This window comes from Bacillus sp. H1a (assembly GCF_000633475.1).
Classification (GTDB): Bacteria; Bacillota; Bacilli; order Bacillales; family Bacillaceae_G; genus Bacillus_A; species Bacillus_A paramycoides.
In genome coordinates, this window is the sequence record NZ_AYMH01000001.1 from 1 (window position 1) to 18448 (window position 18448).

Here is an 18448-nt window from a genome sequence, read left to right on the forward strand (position 1 = left end):
CAAAGTTCAACATCGCGTTTCAGCGACTTTTATAATATATCATAGTATATTATTTTCGTCAACAAGTTTTTTTCAATACTTTGTATCTCTCATTTGCTGACTCTGCCTATTATATAGACTTTCTTATTACTATGCAAGTATTATTATAAAAAAATAAAGAGTGGGGAAATCCCCACTCTTATTCTTCAGAAGAAACCTCTTCAGTAACTTCTTCTTCGTCATCTTTTTGTGCTTTTGCAACTGTCGCCACCTCTTGCTCATCCTCTAATCGAATTAGACGAACACCTTGTGTATTACGTCCCATTTGAGAGATTTGATCAACCGGCATACGAATAATAACACCCGCTGCTGTAATTAACATAATGTCTTCTTCACCTGTTACAGACTTAACTGCTACTAATTTACCGTTTTTATCTGTAATATTACAAGTCTTAAGACCTTTACCGCCACGACTTTGCAGACGATATTCATCAATTGGCGTACGCTTTCCATAACCGTTTTTCGTTACAATTAGAACATTTACATCTTCTTCGACAATTTCCATGCCTACAACTTGGTCTTCATCACCTAATGTAATGGCTTTAACGCCCGCTGCATTACGTCCCATAGAACGCACATCTTGCTCATTGAAACGAATTAACATACCGTTACTTGTACCGACGATAATATCCTTATCGCCAGATGTTAAGCGTACAGAGATTACTTCATCCTCTTCACGAAGAGAGATTGCAATTAAACCATTCGTACGTATATTCGCAAATGATGAAAGTGGTGTTCTCTTAGAGATACCTTGTTTCGTTGTGAAGAATAAGAACTGATCGTCACCAAATTCACGAATTGGAATAATGGCGTTAATCCATTCACCCTTATCTACACCTAATAGGTTAATAATAGGTAGCCCTTTTGCTGTACGACTATACTCTGGGATTTCATATCCCTTCGTACGGTATACTTTACCCTTATTAGTGAAGAATAAAATATGATCATGTGTAGACGTAGTCAATAAATGCTCCACGAAATCATCATCATTTGTTCCCATTCCTTGCACACCACGCCCACCACGGTTCTGTGTTTTGTACGTAGAAGCTGGTAACCTCTTAATATAACCGTTATGAGTTAACGTAATCGCAATGTTTTGCTCAGGAATTAAATCTTCATCTTCAATAGCTTCCATACCACCGATTGTAATTTCTGTTCGTCTCTTATCATTGAAGCGCTCTTTTACTTCTGTTAACTCTTCACGAATAATTTCAAGAACTTTCTCTTCATCTGCTAAGATTGCTTTTAATTCAGCAATTAACTTCATTAATTCTTGATATTCTTGCTCGATTTTTTCACGCTCTAATCCTGTTAAACGTTGCAGACGCATATCTAAAATCGCTTGCGCTTGTTTTTCGCTTAAACCGAAACGCTCCATTAAGCCTTGCTTTGCAATATCTGCCGTTTTTGAACTACGAATTAACGTAATAACTTCATCAAGGTGATCTAAAGCAATTCGTAATCCTTCTAAAATATGAGCACGTGCCTCTGCTTTTTCTAATTCATAAGCAGTACGTCTACGGATTACTACCTTCTGGTGCTCCAAATAATGATATAAATTTTGTTTTAAATTTAGTACTTGTGGTTCTCCATTAACAAGAGACAACATATTAATGCCGAAACTTGTTTGAAGTGCTGTATGTTTATATAGATTATTTAATAGTACATTGGCATTGGCATCACGACGTACTTCCATAACAATACGCATACCATTTCGATCTGATTCATCACGTAAATCCGTAATACCTTCAATTTTCTTATCACGAACTAATTCTGCAATTTTTTCAATTAATCGTGCCTTATTAACTTGATAAGGTAATTCAGTTACGATAATAGATTGTTTGCCATTTGACTTTTCTTCAATTTCAACTTTAGCACGAAGTATGATAGAGCCTCGTCCCGTTTCATAAGCTCTTCGAATCCCACTTCGTCCCAAGATTAAACCTGCTGTTGGGAAGTCTGGTCCTGGAATACACTCCATTAATTCCGCAATAGTAATATCAGGATTATGGCTTAGTGCCAATACGCCATCAATCACTTCACCAAGTTGATGCGGCGGAATATTTGTTGCCATACCAACTGCAATACCCGTCGTCCCATTTACTAATAAATTAGGGAAACGCGCCGGTAATACAATTGGCTCCCTTTCAGAACCATCGTAGTTATCTTGATAATCAATTGTATTTTTTGAAATATCACGTATTAATTCCATGGAAATCTTAGACATTCTTGCTTCTGTATAACGCATTGCCGCTGCTGAATCTCCATCAACAGAACCAAAGTTACCATGCCCATCAACAAGCATATAACGTTGACTGAAATCTTGCGCCATACGTACCATCGTCTCATAAACAGCTGAATCACCATGAGGGTGATACTTACCGATTACTTCACCGACAATACGTGCTGATTTCTTATACGCTTTATCAGCTGTAATTCCTAAATCGTTCATCGCATATAAAACCCTACGATGCACAGGTTTTAATCCATCACGAACATCTGGTAATGCACGAGATACGATAACACTCATTGCGTAATCTAAAAATGAGGTACGCATTTCATGGCTAATATTAATTTCTCGAATTCGTGCTTGTTGTTGATTGTCTGACATCAACGAGCACCTCCTCTTACATTTCCGTTACACATACATTGATTTATATGTAGAAGACAGGAATACTTAGATTCCTGTCATTACTCACTTAAATATCAAGGTTTTTCACGTATTTTGCATTTTCTTGGATAAAGTTACGACGCGGCTCTACTTTATCTCCCATTAAAATTTCAAATGTTTCATCCGCTTCAATTGCATCCTGAAGAGAAACTTGAAGTAACGAACGTACTTCTGGATCCATTGTTGTCTCCCATAACTGAGTTGGATTCATTTCCCCTAGACCTTTATAACGCTGGATTCCTGGCTTAGGTTGCGCTGGTAACTCAGCTAATATTTTTTCAAGTTCTTTATCATTGTAAGCATATTGAATTTTCTTGCCTTGTTGTACTTTAAATAGTGGCGGCTGCGCAATATAGATATAACCATGCTCAATAATTTGACGCATATAACGATAGAAGAACGTTAATAATAGGGTACGAATATGCGCACCATCCACGTCAGCATCTGTCATAATAATAACTTTATGATAACGAGCCTTTTCGATATCGAAGTCCCCGCCAATGTTCGTACCAATTGCAGTAATGATTGTACGAACTTCATCATTAGATAAGATTTTATCTAATCGCGCCTTTTCAACGTTAATAATTTTACCTTTAAGTGGTAAAATCGCTTGGAAATGACGGTCACGCCCTTGTTTCGCTGATCCACCGGCAGAGTCACCCTCTACGATGTAAATTTCGCTAATTGCTGGATCTTTCGAAGAGCAATCCGCTAATTTACCCGGTAAACTTGAAACTTCTAACGCACTCTTTCGGCGTGTCAATTCACGAGCTTTTTTCGCAGCTACACGTGCTCGTGCAGCCATCGTACCTTTTTCTACAATTTTCCGCGCAACATTCGGATTCTCTAGTAAAAACTTTTCGAAAGCCTCTGAGAATACAGACTCTGTAATCGTTCTCGCTTCACTATTTCCCAGCTTCGTCTTTGTTTGTCCTTCAAATTGTGGATTTGGATGTTTGATTGATACAATCGCAGTTAAACCTTCACGAACATCCTCACCAGTTAAATTACTATCAGCATCTTTTAAAATACTATTTTTACGACCATAATCGTTAATCACACGAGTTAAAGCTGTTTTAAATCCTACTTCGTGTGTACCACCTTCATACGTATGAATGTTATTCGTAAATGAGTAAATATTATTTGTATATCCTTCGTTATACTGTAAGGAAACCTCAACTTGAATACCATCTTTTGAACCTTCTACATATACTGGTTCTTCATGAATTGGTTGTTTTGAACGATTTAAATGTTCAACATACGATTTAATTCCGCCTTCATAATGGAATTCTTTCTTTTGCTTATGTTCACGCTTATCTTCAATTGTTAATTTAATATTACGATTTAAAAACGCTAGCTCACGCATACGGGTAGCTAATGTATCAAATTCATATTCTGTCGTCTCTTGAAAAATTTCTGGATCTGGCTTAAATCGTGTTATTGTTCCTGTGCGGTCTGTTTCACCTATTACCTTTAAATCCGCAACCGGGATACCACGTTCATATTTTTGATAGTGAATTTTTCCATCTCGATGTACAAATACCTCTAATTCTGTTGATAAAGCATTTACAACAGATGCACCTACTCCGTGCAAACCACCGGAGACTTTATAACCGCCACCGCCAAATTTCCCTCCAGCATGAAGGACCGTCATAATAACCTCTACAGCAGGTCGTCCCATTTTCTCTTGAATACCAACTGGGATACCACGGCCATCATCTGTTACGACAATACTATTATCTTCTTCAATACTGACATTAATTTCATCACAATATCCGGCTAAAGCTTCATCAATACTATTATCAACTATTTCCCATACGAGGTGATGAAGACCTTTTCCACTTGTAGAGCCGATATACATACCAGGACGCTTACGAACCGCTTCCAGTCCTTCTAACACCTGAATCTGACTTTCATCATATGCATTTTCCTGCATTTGCTTTTGTTCCATTGACACAAAGATCACCTACTTTTCCATTTAAACAGAAATTATTTTCTGTCCATTTCACAATCTACCGTGCCGTTCGTTACATGAATTGTTTTCGCTTCTTTCAATGTTTCGTGTTCAATTCCGTCGACACTCGTCGTTGTCACAAATGTTTGCACTTTTCCTTGAATTGTATTTAGCAGATGCGATTGACGATAATCATCTAATTCTGATAACACATCATCTAGTAAAAGGATTGGATATTCCTTAACCTCTGAGTATATCAATTCAATTTCAGCCAATTTTAGGGATAGTGCGGTTGTTCGTTGTTGTCCTTGTGAGCCAAAGACTTGAACATTTTTACTATTAACGAAGAATTGTAAATCATCACGATGAGGACCGAGTAAAGTTGTACCACGAAAAATTTCACGTTGTTTCACAGCTTGAAAACTTTCATAGTATACTTCTTTTATTTTCGACAAATCCATTGATTCTGATACATCTACGCTTGGTTTATACACGATTTCTAGCTCCTCTAATCCCCTGCTAATTCCACGGTGAATTGGAGCAGCCCATTCTTGTAGTAAATGTAAAAACTCAAAACGTTTCCGCAAAATTTTTGCACCATGCTCGATAAGTTGAAGTGTAAATACATCCAGCATCGTTTCCTCATTTTTACTATTTCCTTGCATCTTCTTAAGTAAATGATTTCGTTGCGTGAGTACCTTTTGATATTGGCTTAATTCATACAAATAGACAGGAGCTATTTGTCCAAGTTCCATATCCAAAAAGCGTCTTCGTACTTGAGGGCTTCCTTTTACAAGATTTAAATCTTCTGGGGCAAACATAACAACATTCATTTCACCAATGTACTGGCTTAATTTTTGTTGTTCTAACTGATTCAACTTTGCCTTTTTACCTTTTTTTGAAATATTTAATTCTAAAGATAAAGAACTATTTCGCTTTTGTAATCTACCTTTTATATTACCATAATCCTCATCCCAACGAATGAGTTCACGATCGTTCGAAGTTCTATGGGATTTCGCCATCGCCAGTACATATATAGCTTCCATTAGATTCGTTTTCCCTTGGGCATTTTCCCCAATAATTACATTAACTTTATCCTCAAAAGAAAGCTCTAAATGCTCATAATTGCGATAGTTTTTTAATTGTATTTCTGTAATAAACAAAGGGATCCCCCTTTATGATTGAACTTGGAAAGTTCCGCTTCCCGGAATTTCAACAATATCATTTGCATATAACTTTCGGCCTCTTCTATTTTCAAGTTCTTGATTCACGTATACTTCATATTCTTGTAAGAACCATTTTACAGCGCCACCTGTATCAATTACATCAGCTAACTTTAAAAATTGTCCTAGTGTAATGTATTCTGTTGAAATCTTAATAAGTTTCATAAAATCGCTCACTTTCTGAAAGTGTTCATTCTTTCATTGTACTAAATAAACTAGCATTAGGAAAGTAATACCCTACAAATCAAATAAGGGTCACTAGTACCTTTAAACTAGCAACCCTTAATCCTTACTTAGTAAGTACGGACCGGTAAAATTAATTGGATAATGGAATTATCATTTACTGTACGAATTAAGAACGGTCTCATTGCCCCAGTAAAACTAACTTTAATTTCTGTACTATCTAAAGCTTTTAATGCGTCCATCATATATTTTGCACTAAAAGATATTTTTAATTCTTCTCCATCTACATTTTCACATTGAACCTCTTCTACTACTTTTCCGATTTCTGGTGAATTCGAAGAAATCTCTAGCATCTGTTGTTCTAACGTCGATAATTTAACAACGTTGTTACGACCATCTCTTGCTAATAGTGAAGCACGATCAATTGCTTGTAAAAACTCTTTTGTATTTACAAAAATATCAGTCTTACTCTCAGCTGGAATTAAACGTGTTGTATCTGGATAATTTCCTTCTAACAATCTCGAGAAGAATAATAAATGTTTTGTACGGAATAATACTTGATACTCCGTAATAACGATATCTACCATTTCTTCAGACTCATCTAGAATTTTACTTAATTCATTTAAGCTTTTACCAGGAATAACGACATTTGCTTGAAATTCATCAGCAATATCATGTCCTGCTATTTTCGCTTTACGAAGTGCTAGCCTGTGACTATCTGTTGCAATACAAGTTAATTCGCTGTTATACACTTTCCAGTTTACACCTGTCAAGATCGGTCTTGTTTCAGAACTTGAAACTGCAAATACAGTTTGACGAATCATGTGCTTTAATAAATCTGTTGGAATCTTAAATACATGATGTTCTTCGATTTGTGGTAATAACGGATATTCAGCAGAATCTAAACCATTTAGATTAAACTCTGATTTTCCAGATTTTATTTTTGTCATAAAATGATTTTCCACAGAAATTTCGACAATGTCTTTAGGTAATTTTTTTACGATCTCACTAAAATATTTTGCTTGTAAAACAATGCTTCCTGATTGTTCAATTTCTACAATTTCTTTTCCAGCATCTTCAACTGGGATAAATGACTCAATGGAAATATCTGCATCGCTACCTGTTAAAGTAACCCCTTCTTCAGTTGCTACAACTTTAATCCCTGTAAGAATTGGAATGGTTGTACGGGAAGAAACAGCCTTCATTACATCTTGTACACTTCTTACAAGATAGTCTTTTTGTATTGTAAAACGCATAACGAAAAACCTCCGGTAAGTATAAGATTTTATTTATTTAATAAAGATAAAAAAGTAGTAGTAATAGTAATAGGGCTTGTGGATATGTGGATAACTCTGTTTAGAGATGTAAAAACAGTCTATCTACATGTGGATAGACTGTGCGTAAAACAAAGTAAGTTATTCACACTATTCAGCTACTACTACTTTAAAATATCATTAATTTCTTCAACGTGTTTTTGCAATTGAGTATCCGTTTTTAGTAGCTTCGAAATTTTCTCGTGAGCATGGATAACTGTTGTATGATCGCGACCACCAAATTCTTCACCTATTTTTGGTAAAGATGAGTCCGTAAGTTCACGTGATAAATACATCGCAATTTGGCGAGGGAATGCAACGGATTTTGTGCGTTTTTTCGCTTTAAAATCTTCTAATTTTACTTGATAGACACCCCCAACAGCCTTTTGAATATCAGAAATAGAAATAATCCTAGGTATAGAATTTGGAATAATATCTTTAAGTGCTTCGGCCGCTAAATCAGCATTCATATCTTTATTAATTAAAGATGAATAAGCTACAACTCGAATAAGTGCACCCTCTAGTTCACGAATGTTTGAGTCAATTTGATTTGCGATATAAAGCATAACTTCATTTGGTATATCAAGACCTTCTGCTTTTGCCTTTTTACGTAAAATTGCGATTCTAGTTTCTAAATCTGGTGGCGTAATATCTGTGATTAAACCCCATTCAAAGCGAGAACGAAGGCGATCTTCTAAAGTTGGGATCTCTTTTGGAGGTCTATCACTTGAAATTACAATTTGTTTACTTTCTTCATGTAATGCATTAAATGTATGGAAAAACTCTTCTTGTGTTTGTTCTTTTCCAGCAAGAAATTGAATATCATCTATCAATAAGACATCTACATTACGATATTTATTACGAAAATCGACAGCTTTATTATCACGAATTGAGTTAATGAATTCATTTGTAAATTTTTCAGATGATAAATATACAACTTTTGCATTTGGATTGTGTTCAATTACATAATGACCAATTGCGTGCATTAAATGCGTTTTTCCAAGTCCAACGCCCCCGTAAATAAAGAGCGGATTATAGGCTTTAGCCGGCGCTTCGGCTACAGCTAAAGAAGCAGCATGTGCAAAACGATTACCAGAGCCGATAACAAACGTATCAAATGTATATTTTGGATTTAACATGCTCTGTGGTAAATGGTTAGATTCATCATGTGCTGGATTTTGTTTAACAGAAGGGAGATCTATATCCTCTTCTGCTTGACTTTGGGGAATGATAAAGCGAATAGCTAGTTTTGCCCCTGTTAAATCATAAAGTGTTTCTGAAATTAGTTCTGAATAATGCGATTCTAGCCAGTCACGAGCAAATTCATTTGGAGCTGTAATAGTTAATACATCTTTTTTTAAGTTATGAGCAGTTGTTGATTTTAACCACGTTTCATAACTTGGCTTACTCACCTTTTTTTCTAATTCTTTTAAGGCGCTATTCCATAAATCAGAGATATTTTCCAAAGGTGTCCCTCCTTTACAAAGATGGTAAAAGAATGAGGTTGCGCAACAATTGTACAACCCACAAATATTTTAAATGCATATTTATACGAAACGTATTTTAAAATATAAAAACGTTGTTTGTATCCGAGATAGAGTTTTCGACAAAAAAACAAATGTGGACAACTATTTACCCACATGTGATTTAAACTATCCACATGTTATACACAAATTGTGGATAAAATAATGATGTGGAAAACTTATTCAAAGTGAAAACACAACTATAATATCAAAAAAAAGTGGCTATAGCAATGAAATTAAGAAAGTTATCCACAAAATCAATACCTTGTGGAATAAACTTGTCCACAATACGATATACTGTGTAAAAGTGAAAAAAGGGTTTGTGGATATAAAAAAAGCGGAAATGCATTTATCCACAAGGAAATGTAGGGGTTGTGAAAAAGTGTGTGAATAGATTCAAAATGAATATTTGATGAAAATTTCGAGAACCATTGACATTTTCCTAGTTGATTTACTATAATTTATTAGACTGTCTTTAACAGATATTCCTCAGGGAGGTGTCATATAATGAAAAGAACTTACCAACCAAATAAACGTAAGCGCAGCAAAGTACATGGTTTCCGCAGCCGTATGAGCACAGCGAACGGACGTAAAGTGCTAGCAGCTCGTCGTCGTAAAGGAAGAAAAGTATTATCTGCGTAGACCACTGATCGTTCAGTGGTCTTTTTTTCTAATAATAATGAATTTCCACTGATGAAATACAGGAGTGTCAATTGATATGAAGAAAAAAAATCGTATAAAAAAGAATGATGAATTCCAGGCTGTTTTCCAAAAAGGACAGTCGAATGCTAATCGTCAGTTTGTTGTATACCAATTAGATAAAGAAAAACAGCCACACTTTCGCATTGGCCTTTCTGTTAGTAAGAAAATAGGAAATGCAGTAGTTCGTAATCGAATTAAGCGTATGATTCGCCAATCGATTATAGAATTAAAAGATGAGATAGATTCTGGAAAAGATTTTGTTATAATAGCAAGGAAGCCTTGTGCAGAGATGACATATGAAGAGTTAAAGAAAAGCTTAATTCATGTCTTTAAACGCTCTGGTATGAAAAGAATAAAAAAGTAGCGTAAGGAAATGAATTACACTATATACATACCGAAACAAGGAGGAGCAGGCTTTGAAAAAGAAAATAGGTTTACTGACCATGGTTATTGCATTAATGGCAATTGCTACCGGTTGTAGTGAAACGAATCAGCCGATTACACCGAAGAGCACTGGGATTTGGAATGAATATTTCGTATATCCGCTTTCTCAGTTAATCACGTATTTCGCGAAATTGCTTGGTGATAATTACGGTTTAGCGATCGTTGTTACGACTCTTATTATTCGTTTTGCATTATTACCATTAATGATTAAGCAAACGAAGAGTACGAAAGCGATGCAGGCGTTACAACCAGAAATGGTGAGGTTAAAAGAGAAATATAGCTCGAAAGACCAAGCAACACAGCAAAAATTACAACAAGAAATGATGCAGTTATATCAAAAAAATGGTGTAAATCCATTAGCAGGATGTTTACCAATATTTGTTCAGATGCCTATTTTATTCGCTTTTTATCACGCGATTATGAGAACATCAGAAATTAGTAAGCATACATTCCTATGGTTTGATTTAGGGCACGCAGATCCGTACTACATCCTTCCGGTTGTTGCGGCTATTACGACATTTATTCAGCAAAAACTTGCAATGGCAGGAACAGCTGGACAAAATCCGCAAATGGCAATGATGATTTGGCTTATGCCAATCATGATTTTAGTCTTTGCAATTAACTTCCCAGCAGCACTATCACTGTACTGGGTAGTTGGTAACATCTTTGGTATCGCTCAAATGTATATGATCAAAGGGCCTGAAATTAAGGCTAGTAAGGCAGGAGGATCAAGCAAGTGAGTATAATTACTGCTAAAGGACAAACAGTCGAGCTGGCAGTACAAGATGCTTTAAGACAATTAAATGCTTCAAAAGATCGAGTAGATATAAACATTATCGATGAGGGCAAGAGAGGATTCCTAGGTTTATTTGGGAATCGTCCAGCTGTAGTAGAAGTTGTATTAAAGAAAGATCCAATCCAGGAGTGTGAAGAATATTTAAAAAATATTATTCACAATATGGGTGTGGAAGTTGAGATTAGAAAAATTGTAAAAGGACGCGAAGTTGAATTTACAATTTTTGGTGAAAATGTAGGTGTTTTAATTGGAAAAAGAGGTAATACGTTGAATTCTTTACAGTATTTAACAAAACTTGTTGCGAATCGTAATACAAATCAATACATCGGTATTACACTAGATGCTGAAAACTATCGTAGTAAAAGAAAAAACACGTTAGAATCGCTTTCTTATCGATTAGCAAAACAAGTGGTAAGTACGAAAAAAAGAGTTGTGTTAGAACCAATGCCATCTTTTGAACGAAAAATTATTCATCAAGTATTATCTAATCATCAAAATATCATTACAACTTCTGAAGGAAAAGAACCACATCGGCATGTTGTAATATCTTCCAAATGACCGGTTACTCAATTGAGTGCCGGTTTTTTTGAGGCGAAAATGATTGTGGATAACTAAAAACACTAAACTTATCCACTGTGAATAAGTTTAGTGTTTTTTACATGAGGACATAATAAAATGAGTTATTATTCTTTTGTAGATAGGTTCGTTATGGTATCCTAATAATTTAGTGAAGGAAAAAAATCATGTTGAAATATAGATAAATAAGCAAGTGAGGTGAAAGGACATGGAATTTGATACAATTGCCGCGATTTCCACAGCACTTGGGGAAGGTGCAATTGCCATTGTTCGAGTAAGTGGGGATGATGCGGTTGAGAAAGTGAATCGTATTTTTAAAGGGAAGGATTTAACAGAGGTTCCTTCTCACACTATTCATTATGGTCATATTGTTGATTTAGATACAAATCAAGTTATTGAAGAAGTTATGGTGTCTATTATGCGTGCACCAAGGACTTTTACACGTGAAAATATAGTGGAAATTAACTGTCATGGTGGGCTTGTTTCGGTAAATAAAGTACTACAGCTTATTTTAGCACAAGGAGTACGATTAGCTGAGCCTGGTGAATTTACAAAACGTGCTTTTTTAAATGGACGTATTGATTTATCACAAGCAGAAGCTGTTATGGATTTAATCCGTGCAAAAACAGATCGTGCAATGAATGTAGCAATTAACCAAATGGAAGGACGATTATCTAAATTGATTGGTCGTCTGCGTCAGGAAATATTAGAAACATTAGCTCATGTTGAGGTAAATATAGATTACCCAGAATACGATGATGTAGAAGAGATGACGCATAATATTTTAATTGAGAAAGCCACACATGTCCGTGCTGAAATTGAAAAGATATTAGAAACGTCGAAGCAAGGGAAAATTTTACGTGAAGGTATCGCAACCGCAATTATCGGTAGACCTAACGTTGGAAAGTCATCGCTATTAAATAGTCTTGTTCAAGAGAAAAAAGCAATTGTAACTGATATTGCAGGAACAACTCGCGATGTTATTGAAGAGTACGTTAATGTGCGTGGTGTACCACTTAAACTTATAGATACAGCCGGTATTCGTGAGACGGAAGATGTCGTTGAACGAATTGGTGTAGAGCGTTCAAAAGAAATGATGAGCCAAGCTGATTTAGTGTTAGTTGTTGTCAACTATAGTGAGGTTTTAACAAATGAAGATGAAGATTTATTCCATGCCGTACAAGGAAAAGATTTCATTGTTATTGTGAATAAGACAGATTTACCGCAAGAAATTGATATGGAACGTGTTGCAGAGTTAGCTGCGGGGAATCGTGTTATTACAACATCCTTAATTGAGGAGCAAGGAATAGATGAGCTTGAAAAGGCTATTGCTGATTTATTCTTTGAAGGAGCAATTGATTCTGCAGATATGACATATGTTTCTAACGCAAGACATATTGGACTATTGACACAAGCAGGAAAAACAATTGGTGATGCAATTGAAGCGATAGAAAATGGTGTTCCAATTGATATGGTACAAATCGATTTAACAAGAACGTGGGAAATACTTGGTGAAATTACTGGTGATACCGTCCATGAAAGCTTAATTGACCAATTGTTCTCTCAATTTTGTTTAGGAAAATAATACAGAGATTATTTAGGAGGAATAAACAATGGGATACAATGCCGGTTCATACGATGTCATAGTAATCGGTGCAGGTCATGCAGGATGTGAAGCTGGTCTTGCGGCAGCACGAATGGGCTCAAAAACCTTAATGCTAACAATTAATTTAGATATGGTAGCGTTCATGCCATGTAACCCTTCTGTTGGTGGACCAGCAAAAGGGATTGTTGTTCGTGAAATTGATGCATTAGGCGGAGAAATGGGACGAAATATTGATAAAACGCATATTCAAATGCGTATGTTGAATACGGGTAAAGGACCAGCTGTACGTGCGCTTCGAGCACAAGCTGATAAATTCTCTTACCAGCATGAATTGAAGAAAACGATTGAAGAGACATCAAACTTAACGTTGTTCCAAGGGATGGTAGAGCGTTTAATTGTTGAAGATGGTGTATGTAAAGGGGTAATTACGCAAGCTGGTGCCGAATATACAGCAAAAACAGTTGTAATTACAACGGGAACATTTTTACGCGGTGAGATTATTATGGGAGACTTAAAATATTCAAGTGGTCCAAATAATCAGCAACCATCCATTACATTATCTGAACACTTAGAGGAGCTTGGTTTTGATCTTGTTAGATTTAAAACAGGTACACCTCCTCGTGTAAACAGTAATACAATTGATTACAGTAAAACAGAAATTCAACCAGGTGATGATAAACCACGTGCGTTCTCTTTTGAAACGACAAAATTTATTATGGATCAAATTCCTTGTTGGTTGACATATACGAGTACGGAAACACATCGTTTAATAGATGAAAATTTACATCGTTCAGCTATGTATTCTGGTATGATTAAAGGAACGGGACCTAGATACTGCCCTTCTATTGAAGATAAAGTAGTAAGATTTAATGATAAACCACGTCATCAAATTTTCTTAGAGCCAGAGGGACGCAACACACAAGAAGTATATGTACAAGGTTTATCCACAAGCTTACCAGAAGATGTACAGCGAGACATGCTTAGAACAATCCCAGGTCTGGAAAATGTTGAAATGATGCGTACAGGTTATGCCATTGAATATGATGCAATTGTGCCAACGCAATTATGGCCAACACTTGAAACGAAAAACATTAAAAATTTATATACAGCAGGACAAATTAATGGAACTTCTGGTTACGAAGAAGCGGCAGGACAAGGACTTATGGCTGGAATTAATGCAGCATGTCGTTCTTTAGGTAAAAAAGAAGTTATTTTAGGTCGTGCAGATGCATATATTGGTGTCTTAATTGATGATCTTGTAACAAAAGGTACAAATGAACCATACCGTTTATTAACATCTCGAGCAGAATATCGTTTATTATTACGCCACGATAATGCAGATCTTCGTCTAACTGAGATTGGTCGGGAAATTGGTTTAATTAAAGAAGATCGTTATGAGAGATTTACAAATAAAAAACTACAAATTGAACAGGAAAAGGAACGTTTAGAGAGTATTTTTATTAAACCACGTCCTGAAGTTCAAGAATTAATTCGTAGTATTGGTGGAAGTGAATTGAAAGATGGGATACGCGCAAGTGATTTATTACGTCGTCCAGAGATGACATATGAGCATATCCATCTTTTAGTACCAAGTGAAGTAGAATTAAATGATGAGATTACAGAACAAGTTGAGATTCAGATTAAGTACGAAGGATATATCGAAAAATCTTTACAGCAAGTAGACCGTATGAAGAAAATGGAAAACAAAAAAATTCCTGTGGATATTGATTATGATGCGATTTCTGGAATTGCATCAGAAGCTAGACAGAAACTAAAAGATGTTCGTCCGCTTTCGATGGGGCAAGCTTCACGTATTTCTGGCGTAAATCCAGCTGATGTTTCCATTTTGCTTGTGTACATTGAACAAGGAAAAATTGCACGAGTATCGAACCAATAAATAGTAAGGAGATATTGCTAGATGAACATAGAACAATTTCAATCTATGCTAGAAGAGAAGGGGATTTCCCTCTCTTCTAGACAGTTAGAGCAGTTCAAAATCTACTTTGAAACGTTAGTAGAGTGGAATGAGAAAATGAATTTAACAGCTATTACGGAGAAAGAAGAAGTATACTTAAAACACTTTTTTGATTCTATTACAGCTGCTTTTTATTATGATTTTTCAAAACCATCCTCTGTTTGTGATGTTGGTGCAGGAGCCGGATTCCCAAGCATTCCTTTGAAAATCTGTTTCCCACACTTAAAAGTAACAATTGTAGATTCATTGCAAAAACGTATTAATTTCTTAAATCACTTAGCACAAAAGCTAGAATTAAGTGATGTTGCATTTTGCCATGATCGCGCTGAAACATTTGGGAAAAAAGAAGGTGTACGTGAGTCATACGATATTGTAATGGCACGTGCAGTTGCGCGACTTTCTGTACTGAGTGAGCTATGTTTACCACTTGTAAAAGTAGGAGGAACATTCATTGCCATGAAAGGTGCAGCAGCGAACGAAGAAATTGAAAATGGCAAGTATGCTTTAGAGGTACTTGGCGGGGAATTAAAAGAAATGTCTACGTTCCAATTGCCGTTTGAAGAAAGTGAGCGTAATATTTTATTAATCGAGAAAAAGCGCAAGACACCAAAGAAATATCCACGCAAACCGGGAACACCCAATAAATTACCTATTGAAAAATAAATCTTATTAGACGTAAGATTAAATTATATAAATGAAAACGTAAATGTTTCATGGGAAACATTTTATGTAAAACAGTCAATAGGCCTAAAAGGTGGTGGAATATGTATGAAAAATACGTTTTCTCGTTTATTTGGCTTTGGAGATAAAGAGAGCGAATTCGAATTACAAGACGAAAGCCATGAAGAAATAGATAAAAAGGTATTTGAAGAAATACAAGAAATACCGATAGTAAATATTACCCCTAACCGCTATCAACCGCGAACAGTTTTTGATGATGCACGTATTGAGGAGCTAGCTTTAACGATTCGTACACATGGGCTTATCCAGCCGATTGTTGTGAGACAATATGAGGATGATAAGTACGAGATTATTGCCGGGGAAAGACGTTTTCGTGCAGCAACAAAATTAGGGTGGGAAAAGGTTCCTGCAATAATAAAAAATTTAAATGATACTGAGACAGCTTCTGTGGCGTTAATTGAAAATTTGCAGCGTGAGGAATTAACAGCAATCGAGGAGGCTGTGGCATATCAAAAGCTGATTGAGTTACATAATTTAACACAAGAAGCATTGGCACAACGACTTGGAAAAGGGCAATCCACAATCGCAAATAAATTACGATTATTAAAGTTGCCCGAAGAAATAAAAAATGCATTATTAGAAAAGAGTATTACAGAACGTCATGCTCGCGCTCTTATTCCTTTGAAAAATGAGGAATTACAACTGAAGGTTTTACAAGAAATTGTGGAGAAGCAATTGAATGTAAAGCAAACAGAAGAACGAATTGCGAAGTTACTAGAAGAAGTAAAGCCAAAGCGCAAAGCGAAACAAAAAGCGGTTAGTCGAGATACGAGAATTGCTATGAATACAATTAGACAATCATTACAAATGGTTGCTAACAGTGGTTTGAATGTTAATTCTGCGGAAGAAGAATTTGATGAGTACTATCAAATTACAATTAAAATTCCGAAGAAAAAATAATTATGTGCTAGAGACCTTATCCTATTGGAAAGGTCTCTTTTACTATATTTTCTTGTTAAATGAAGAAGGAGTTTAGAAATAAATTTTGAAGTTTAATAAGGACGTAAAAGAAAAACTTTTATTTCATGTTACAATAAACGTAATTGTTTCTAGAATAAGAAAGAAAGGTTGAAAGTAGGTGACATCATGGGAAAAATCATTGCTATTGCTAATCAAAAAGGCGGTGTTGGAAAAACAACAACATCCGTTAATTTAGGAGCCGGATTGGCACAAGTAGGAAAAAAAGTCCTTCTTGTAGATATTGATGCTCAAGGAAACGCAACGACTGGTGTAGGAATTGAAAAATCTGAATTAGATCAATGTATCTATAATGTTCTTGTGGAAGATGCAGATGTTCAAGGTGTTATACGGAAAACCGCAACTGAAAACTTAGATGTTCTACCCGCTACAATTCAATTGGCTGGTGCCGAAATTGAATTGGTACCAACCATTTCCCGGGAAGTACGCTTGCAGAGAGCATTACAGCCAATTCGTGACGAATATGATTATATTATTATTGACTGTCCCCCATCATTAGGATTACTAACGATTAATGCGTTAACAGCAGCAGATTCTGTTATTATTCCTGTACAGTGTGAATATTACGCGCTGGAAGGGTTAAGTCAGCTATTAAATACAGTTCGACTTGTACAGAAGCATTTAAACAAAAATTTAGCAATTCAAGGTGTATTGCTAACGATGTTGGATGCTCGTACAAATTTAGGAATTCAAGTTATAGATGAAGTGAAAAAATACTTTAGGGATAAAGTGTATCGTTCAATTATTCCTCGCAATGTTCGCTTAAGTGAGGCACCAAGTCATGGAAAACCAATTATGCAGTATGACGCTAAATCAAGAGGGGCAGAAGTATATATAGATTTAGCAGAGGAAGTGATTGCAGGTGGCTAAGGGGTTAGGAAGAGGAATCAATGTGTTTTTTCCTGATTTAGATGTGAAAGAAGAAGAAACAATTCAGGAGATTGTAGTAACTGAATTAAGGCCGAATCCATATCAACCACGTAAACATTTCAATAAAGAAGCGATTCAGGAATTAGCGGCTTCTATTAAAGAACACGGCATATTGCAACCTTTAATTGCTCGAAAGAGTATTAAAGGATATGAAATTGTTGCAGGTGAAAGAAGATATCGTGCTGCTAAAGAGGCTGGACTTGAAAAAGTACCTGCTGTTGTAAGGCAATTAAATGAGCAGCAAATGATGGAATTTGCTTTGCTTGAAAACTTACAAAGAGAAGATTTAAATCCTATGGAAGAGGCAATGGCATATCAGATGTTAATGAATGAGCTAAATGTAACGCAAGAACAATTAGCCAAACGTCTTGGTAAAAGCAGGCCTTACATCGCCAATTATACCCGGTTATTAAGCCTCCCTTCATTCGTTCAAGATATGATTGCAAACGGTCAGCTTTCAATGGCTCATGGAAGAACTTTACTTACGATAAAAGATGAGGAACAGTTGAAAGCTCTATTAAAACGAATCGAAAAAGAAGGATTGAACGTTCGCCAATTAGAACAAATTGTCCAGGAGATTAATCAACGCGTTTCACGTGAAACAATACAAGTGAAAAAAGAAAGAAATATATTTTTTGTAGAACGCGAAACATTTTTAAGAGAAAAGTTTGGTACAGATGTGAAGATTAAAGAAACGAAAAAAGAAAAAGGTAAAATCGAAATTGAATTTTTCAATAAAGAAGATTTAAATCGCATTTTAGAGCTACTATCAAAGGAAAATTAAAAAGCAAACC

The 18448-nt window shown here is 35.7% G+C and carries 16 protein-coding genes; 10 read left to right on the top strand and 6 right to left on the bottom strand.

Annotation, left to right across the window (positions count from 1 at the left end; all coding sequences use genetic code 11):
• Positions 1-178: 178 nt before the first annotated feature.
• The 6 genes from gyrA to dnaA form a co-directional block, all read right to left on the bottom strand.
• Positions 179-2650, bottom strand: a complete 2472-nt coding sequence (gyrA, locus tag U860_RS0100005; protein WP_025146928.1) for a DNA gyrase subunit A — start codon at positions 2648-2650, stop codon at positions 179-181.
• Between the two features lie 88 nt (positions 2651-2738).
• Positions 2739-4661, bottom strand: a complete 1923-nt coding sequence (gene gyrB / locus U860_RS0100010; RefSeq protein WP_029952786.1) for a DNA topoisomerase (ATP-hydrolyzing) subunit B — start codon at positions 4659-4661, stop codon at positions 2739-2741.
• A gap of 38 nt (positions 4662-4699) precedes the next feature.
• Entirely contained in the window at positions 4700-5827 is a 1128-nt protein-coding gene (recF, locus tag U860_RS0100015) for a DNA replication/repair protein RecF (RefSeq protein ID WP_025146930.1), read from the bottom strand.
• 12 nt (positions 5828-5839) lie between these two features.
• Positions 5840-6052, bottom strand: coding sequence for a S4 domain-containing protein YaaA (yaaA, locus tag U860_RS0100020; protein ID WP_025146931.1), 213 nt, complete (start codon positions 6050-6052; stop codon positions 5840-5842).
• Positions 6053-6180: 128 nt separating this feature from the next.
• The gene (dnaN, locus tag U860_RS0100025; RefSeq protein WP_002174519.1) at positions 6181-7326 is read right to left on the bottom strand and encodes a DNA polymerase III subunit beta; all 1146 of its coding nucleotides are present in this window, start codon (positions 7324-7326) and stop codon (positions 6181-6183) included.
• 182 nt (positions 7327-7508) lie between these two features.
• Positions 7509-8849, bottom strand: coding sequence for a chromosomal replication initiator protein DnaA (gene dnaA, locus U860_RS0100030; protein ID WP_002174518.1), 1341 nt, complete (start codon positions 8847-8849; stop codon positions 7509-7511).
• A gap of 564 nt (positions 8850-9413) precedes the next feature.
• On the opposite strand from dnaA, the gene rpmH reads away from it, so the two are divergent.
• From rpmH to spo0J, 10 genes are all read left to right on the top strand, one after another.
• A complete protein-coding gene (gene rpmH, locus U860_RS0100035) occupies positions 9414-9548 on the top strand; it encodes a 50S ribosomal protein L34 (protein WP_000831901.1) in 135 nt (44 codons plus the stop codon).
• A 76-nt stretch (positions 9549-9624) separates the two neighbouring features.
• Entirely contained in the window at positions 9625-9972 is a 348-nt protein-coding gene (gene rnpA / locus U860_RS0100040) for a ribonuclease P protein component (protein ID WP_025146932.1), read from the top strand.
• A 52-nt stretch (positions 9973-10024) separates the two neighbouring features.
• Complete coding sequence (gene spoIIIJ / locus U860_RS0100045) at positions 10025-10792, top strand: YidC family membrane integrase SpoIIIJ (protein WP_025146933.1); 768 nt, start codon at positions 10025-10027, stop codon at positions 10790-10792.
• Positions 10789-11406, top strand: coding sequence for an RNA-binding cell elongation regulator Jag/EloR (gene jag, locus U860_RS0100050; RefSeq protein ID WP_025146934.1), 618 nt, complete (start codon positions 10789-10791; stop codon positions 11404-11406). Before spoIIIJ ends, jag begins: the two co-directional genes overlap by 4 nt.
• A gap of 226 nt (positions 11407-11632) precedes the next feature.
• Positions 11633-13009, top strand: coding sequence for a tRNA uridine-5-carboxymethylaminomethyl(34) synthesis GTPase MnmE (gene mnmE, locus U860_RS0100055; protein ID WP_025146935.1), 1377 nt, complete (start codon positions 11633-11635; stop codon positions 13007-13009).
• Between the two features lie 28 nt (positions 13010-13037).
• Complete coding sequence (gene mnmG, locus U860_RS0100060; protein ID WP_025146936.1) at positions 13038-14927, top strand: tRNA uridine-5-carboxymethylaminomethyl(34) synthesis enzyme MnmG; 1890 nt, start codon at positions 13038-13040, stop codon at positions 14925-14927.
• A 21-nt stretch (positions 14928-14948) separates the two neighbouring features.
• Positions 14949-15668, top strand: a complete 720-nt coding sequence (gene rsmG, locus U860_RS0100065; RefSeq protein WP_025146937.1) for a 16S rRNA (guanine(527)-N(7))-methyltransferase RsmG — start codon at positions 14949-14951, stop codon at positions 15666-15668.
• 105 nt (positions 15669-15773) lie between these two features.
• Positions 15774-16646, top strand: coding sequence for a nucleoid occlusion protein (noc, locus tag U860_RS0100070; RefSeq protein ID WP_025146938.1), 873 nt, complete (start codon positions 15774-15776; stop codon positions 16644-16646).
• Positions 16647-16832: 186 nt separating this feature from the next.
• Positions 16833-17594: a sporulation initiation inhibitor protein Soj gene (gene soj, locus U860_RS0100075; protein WP_002174509.1), complete on the top strand. Its 762-nt coding sequence runs from the start codon at positions 16833-16835 to the stop codon at positions 17592-17594.
• Entirely contained in the window at positions 17587-18438 is an 852-nt protein-coding gene (gene spo0J / locus U860_RS0100080; protein ID WP_025146939.1) for a stage 0 sporulation protein Spo0J, read from the top strand. Before soj ends, spo0J begins: the two co-directional genes overlap by 8 nt.
• Positions 18439-18448: the final 10 nt, after the last annotated feature.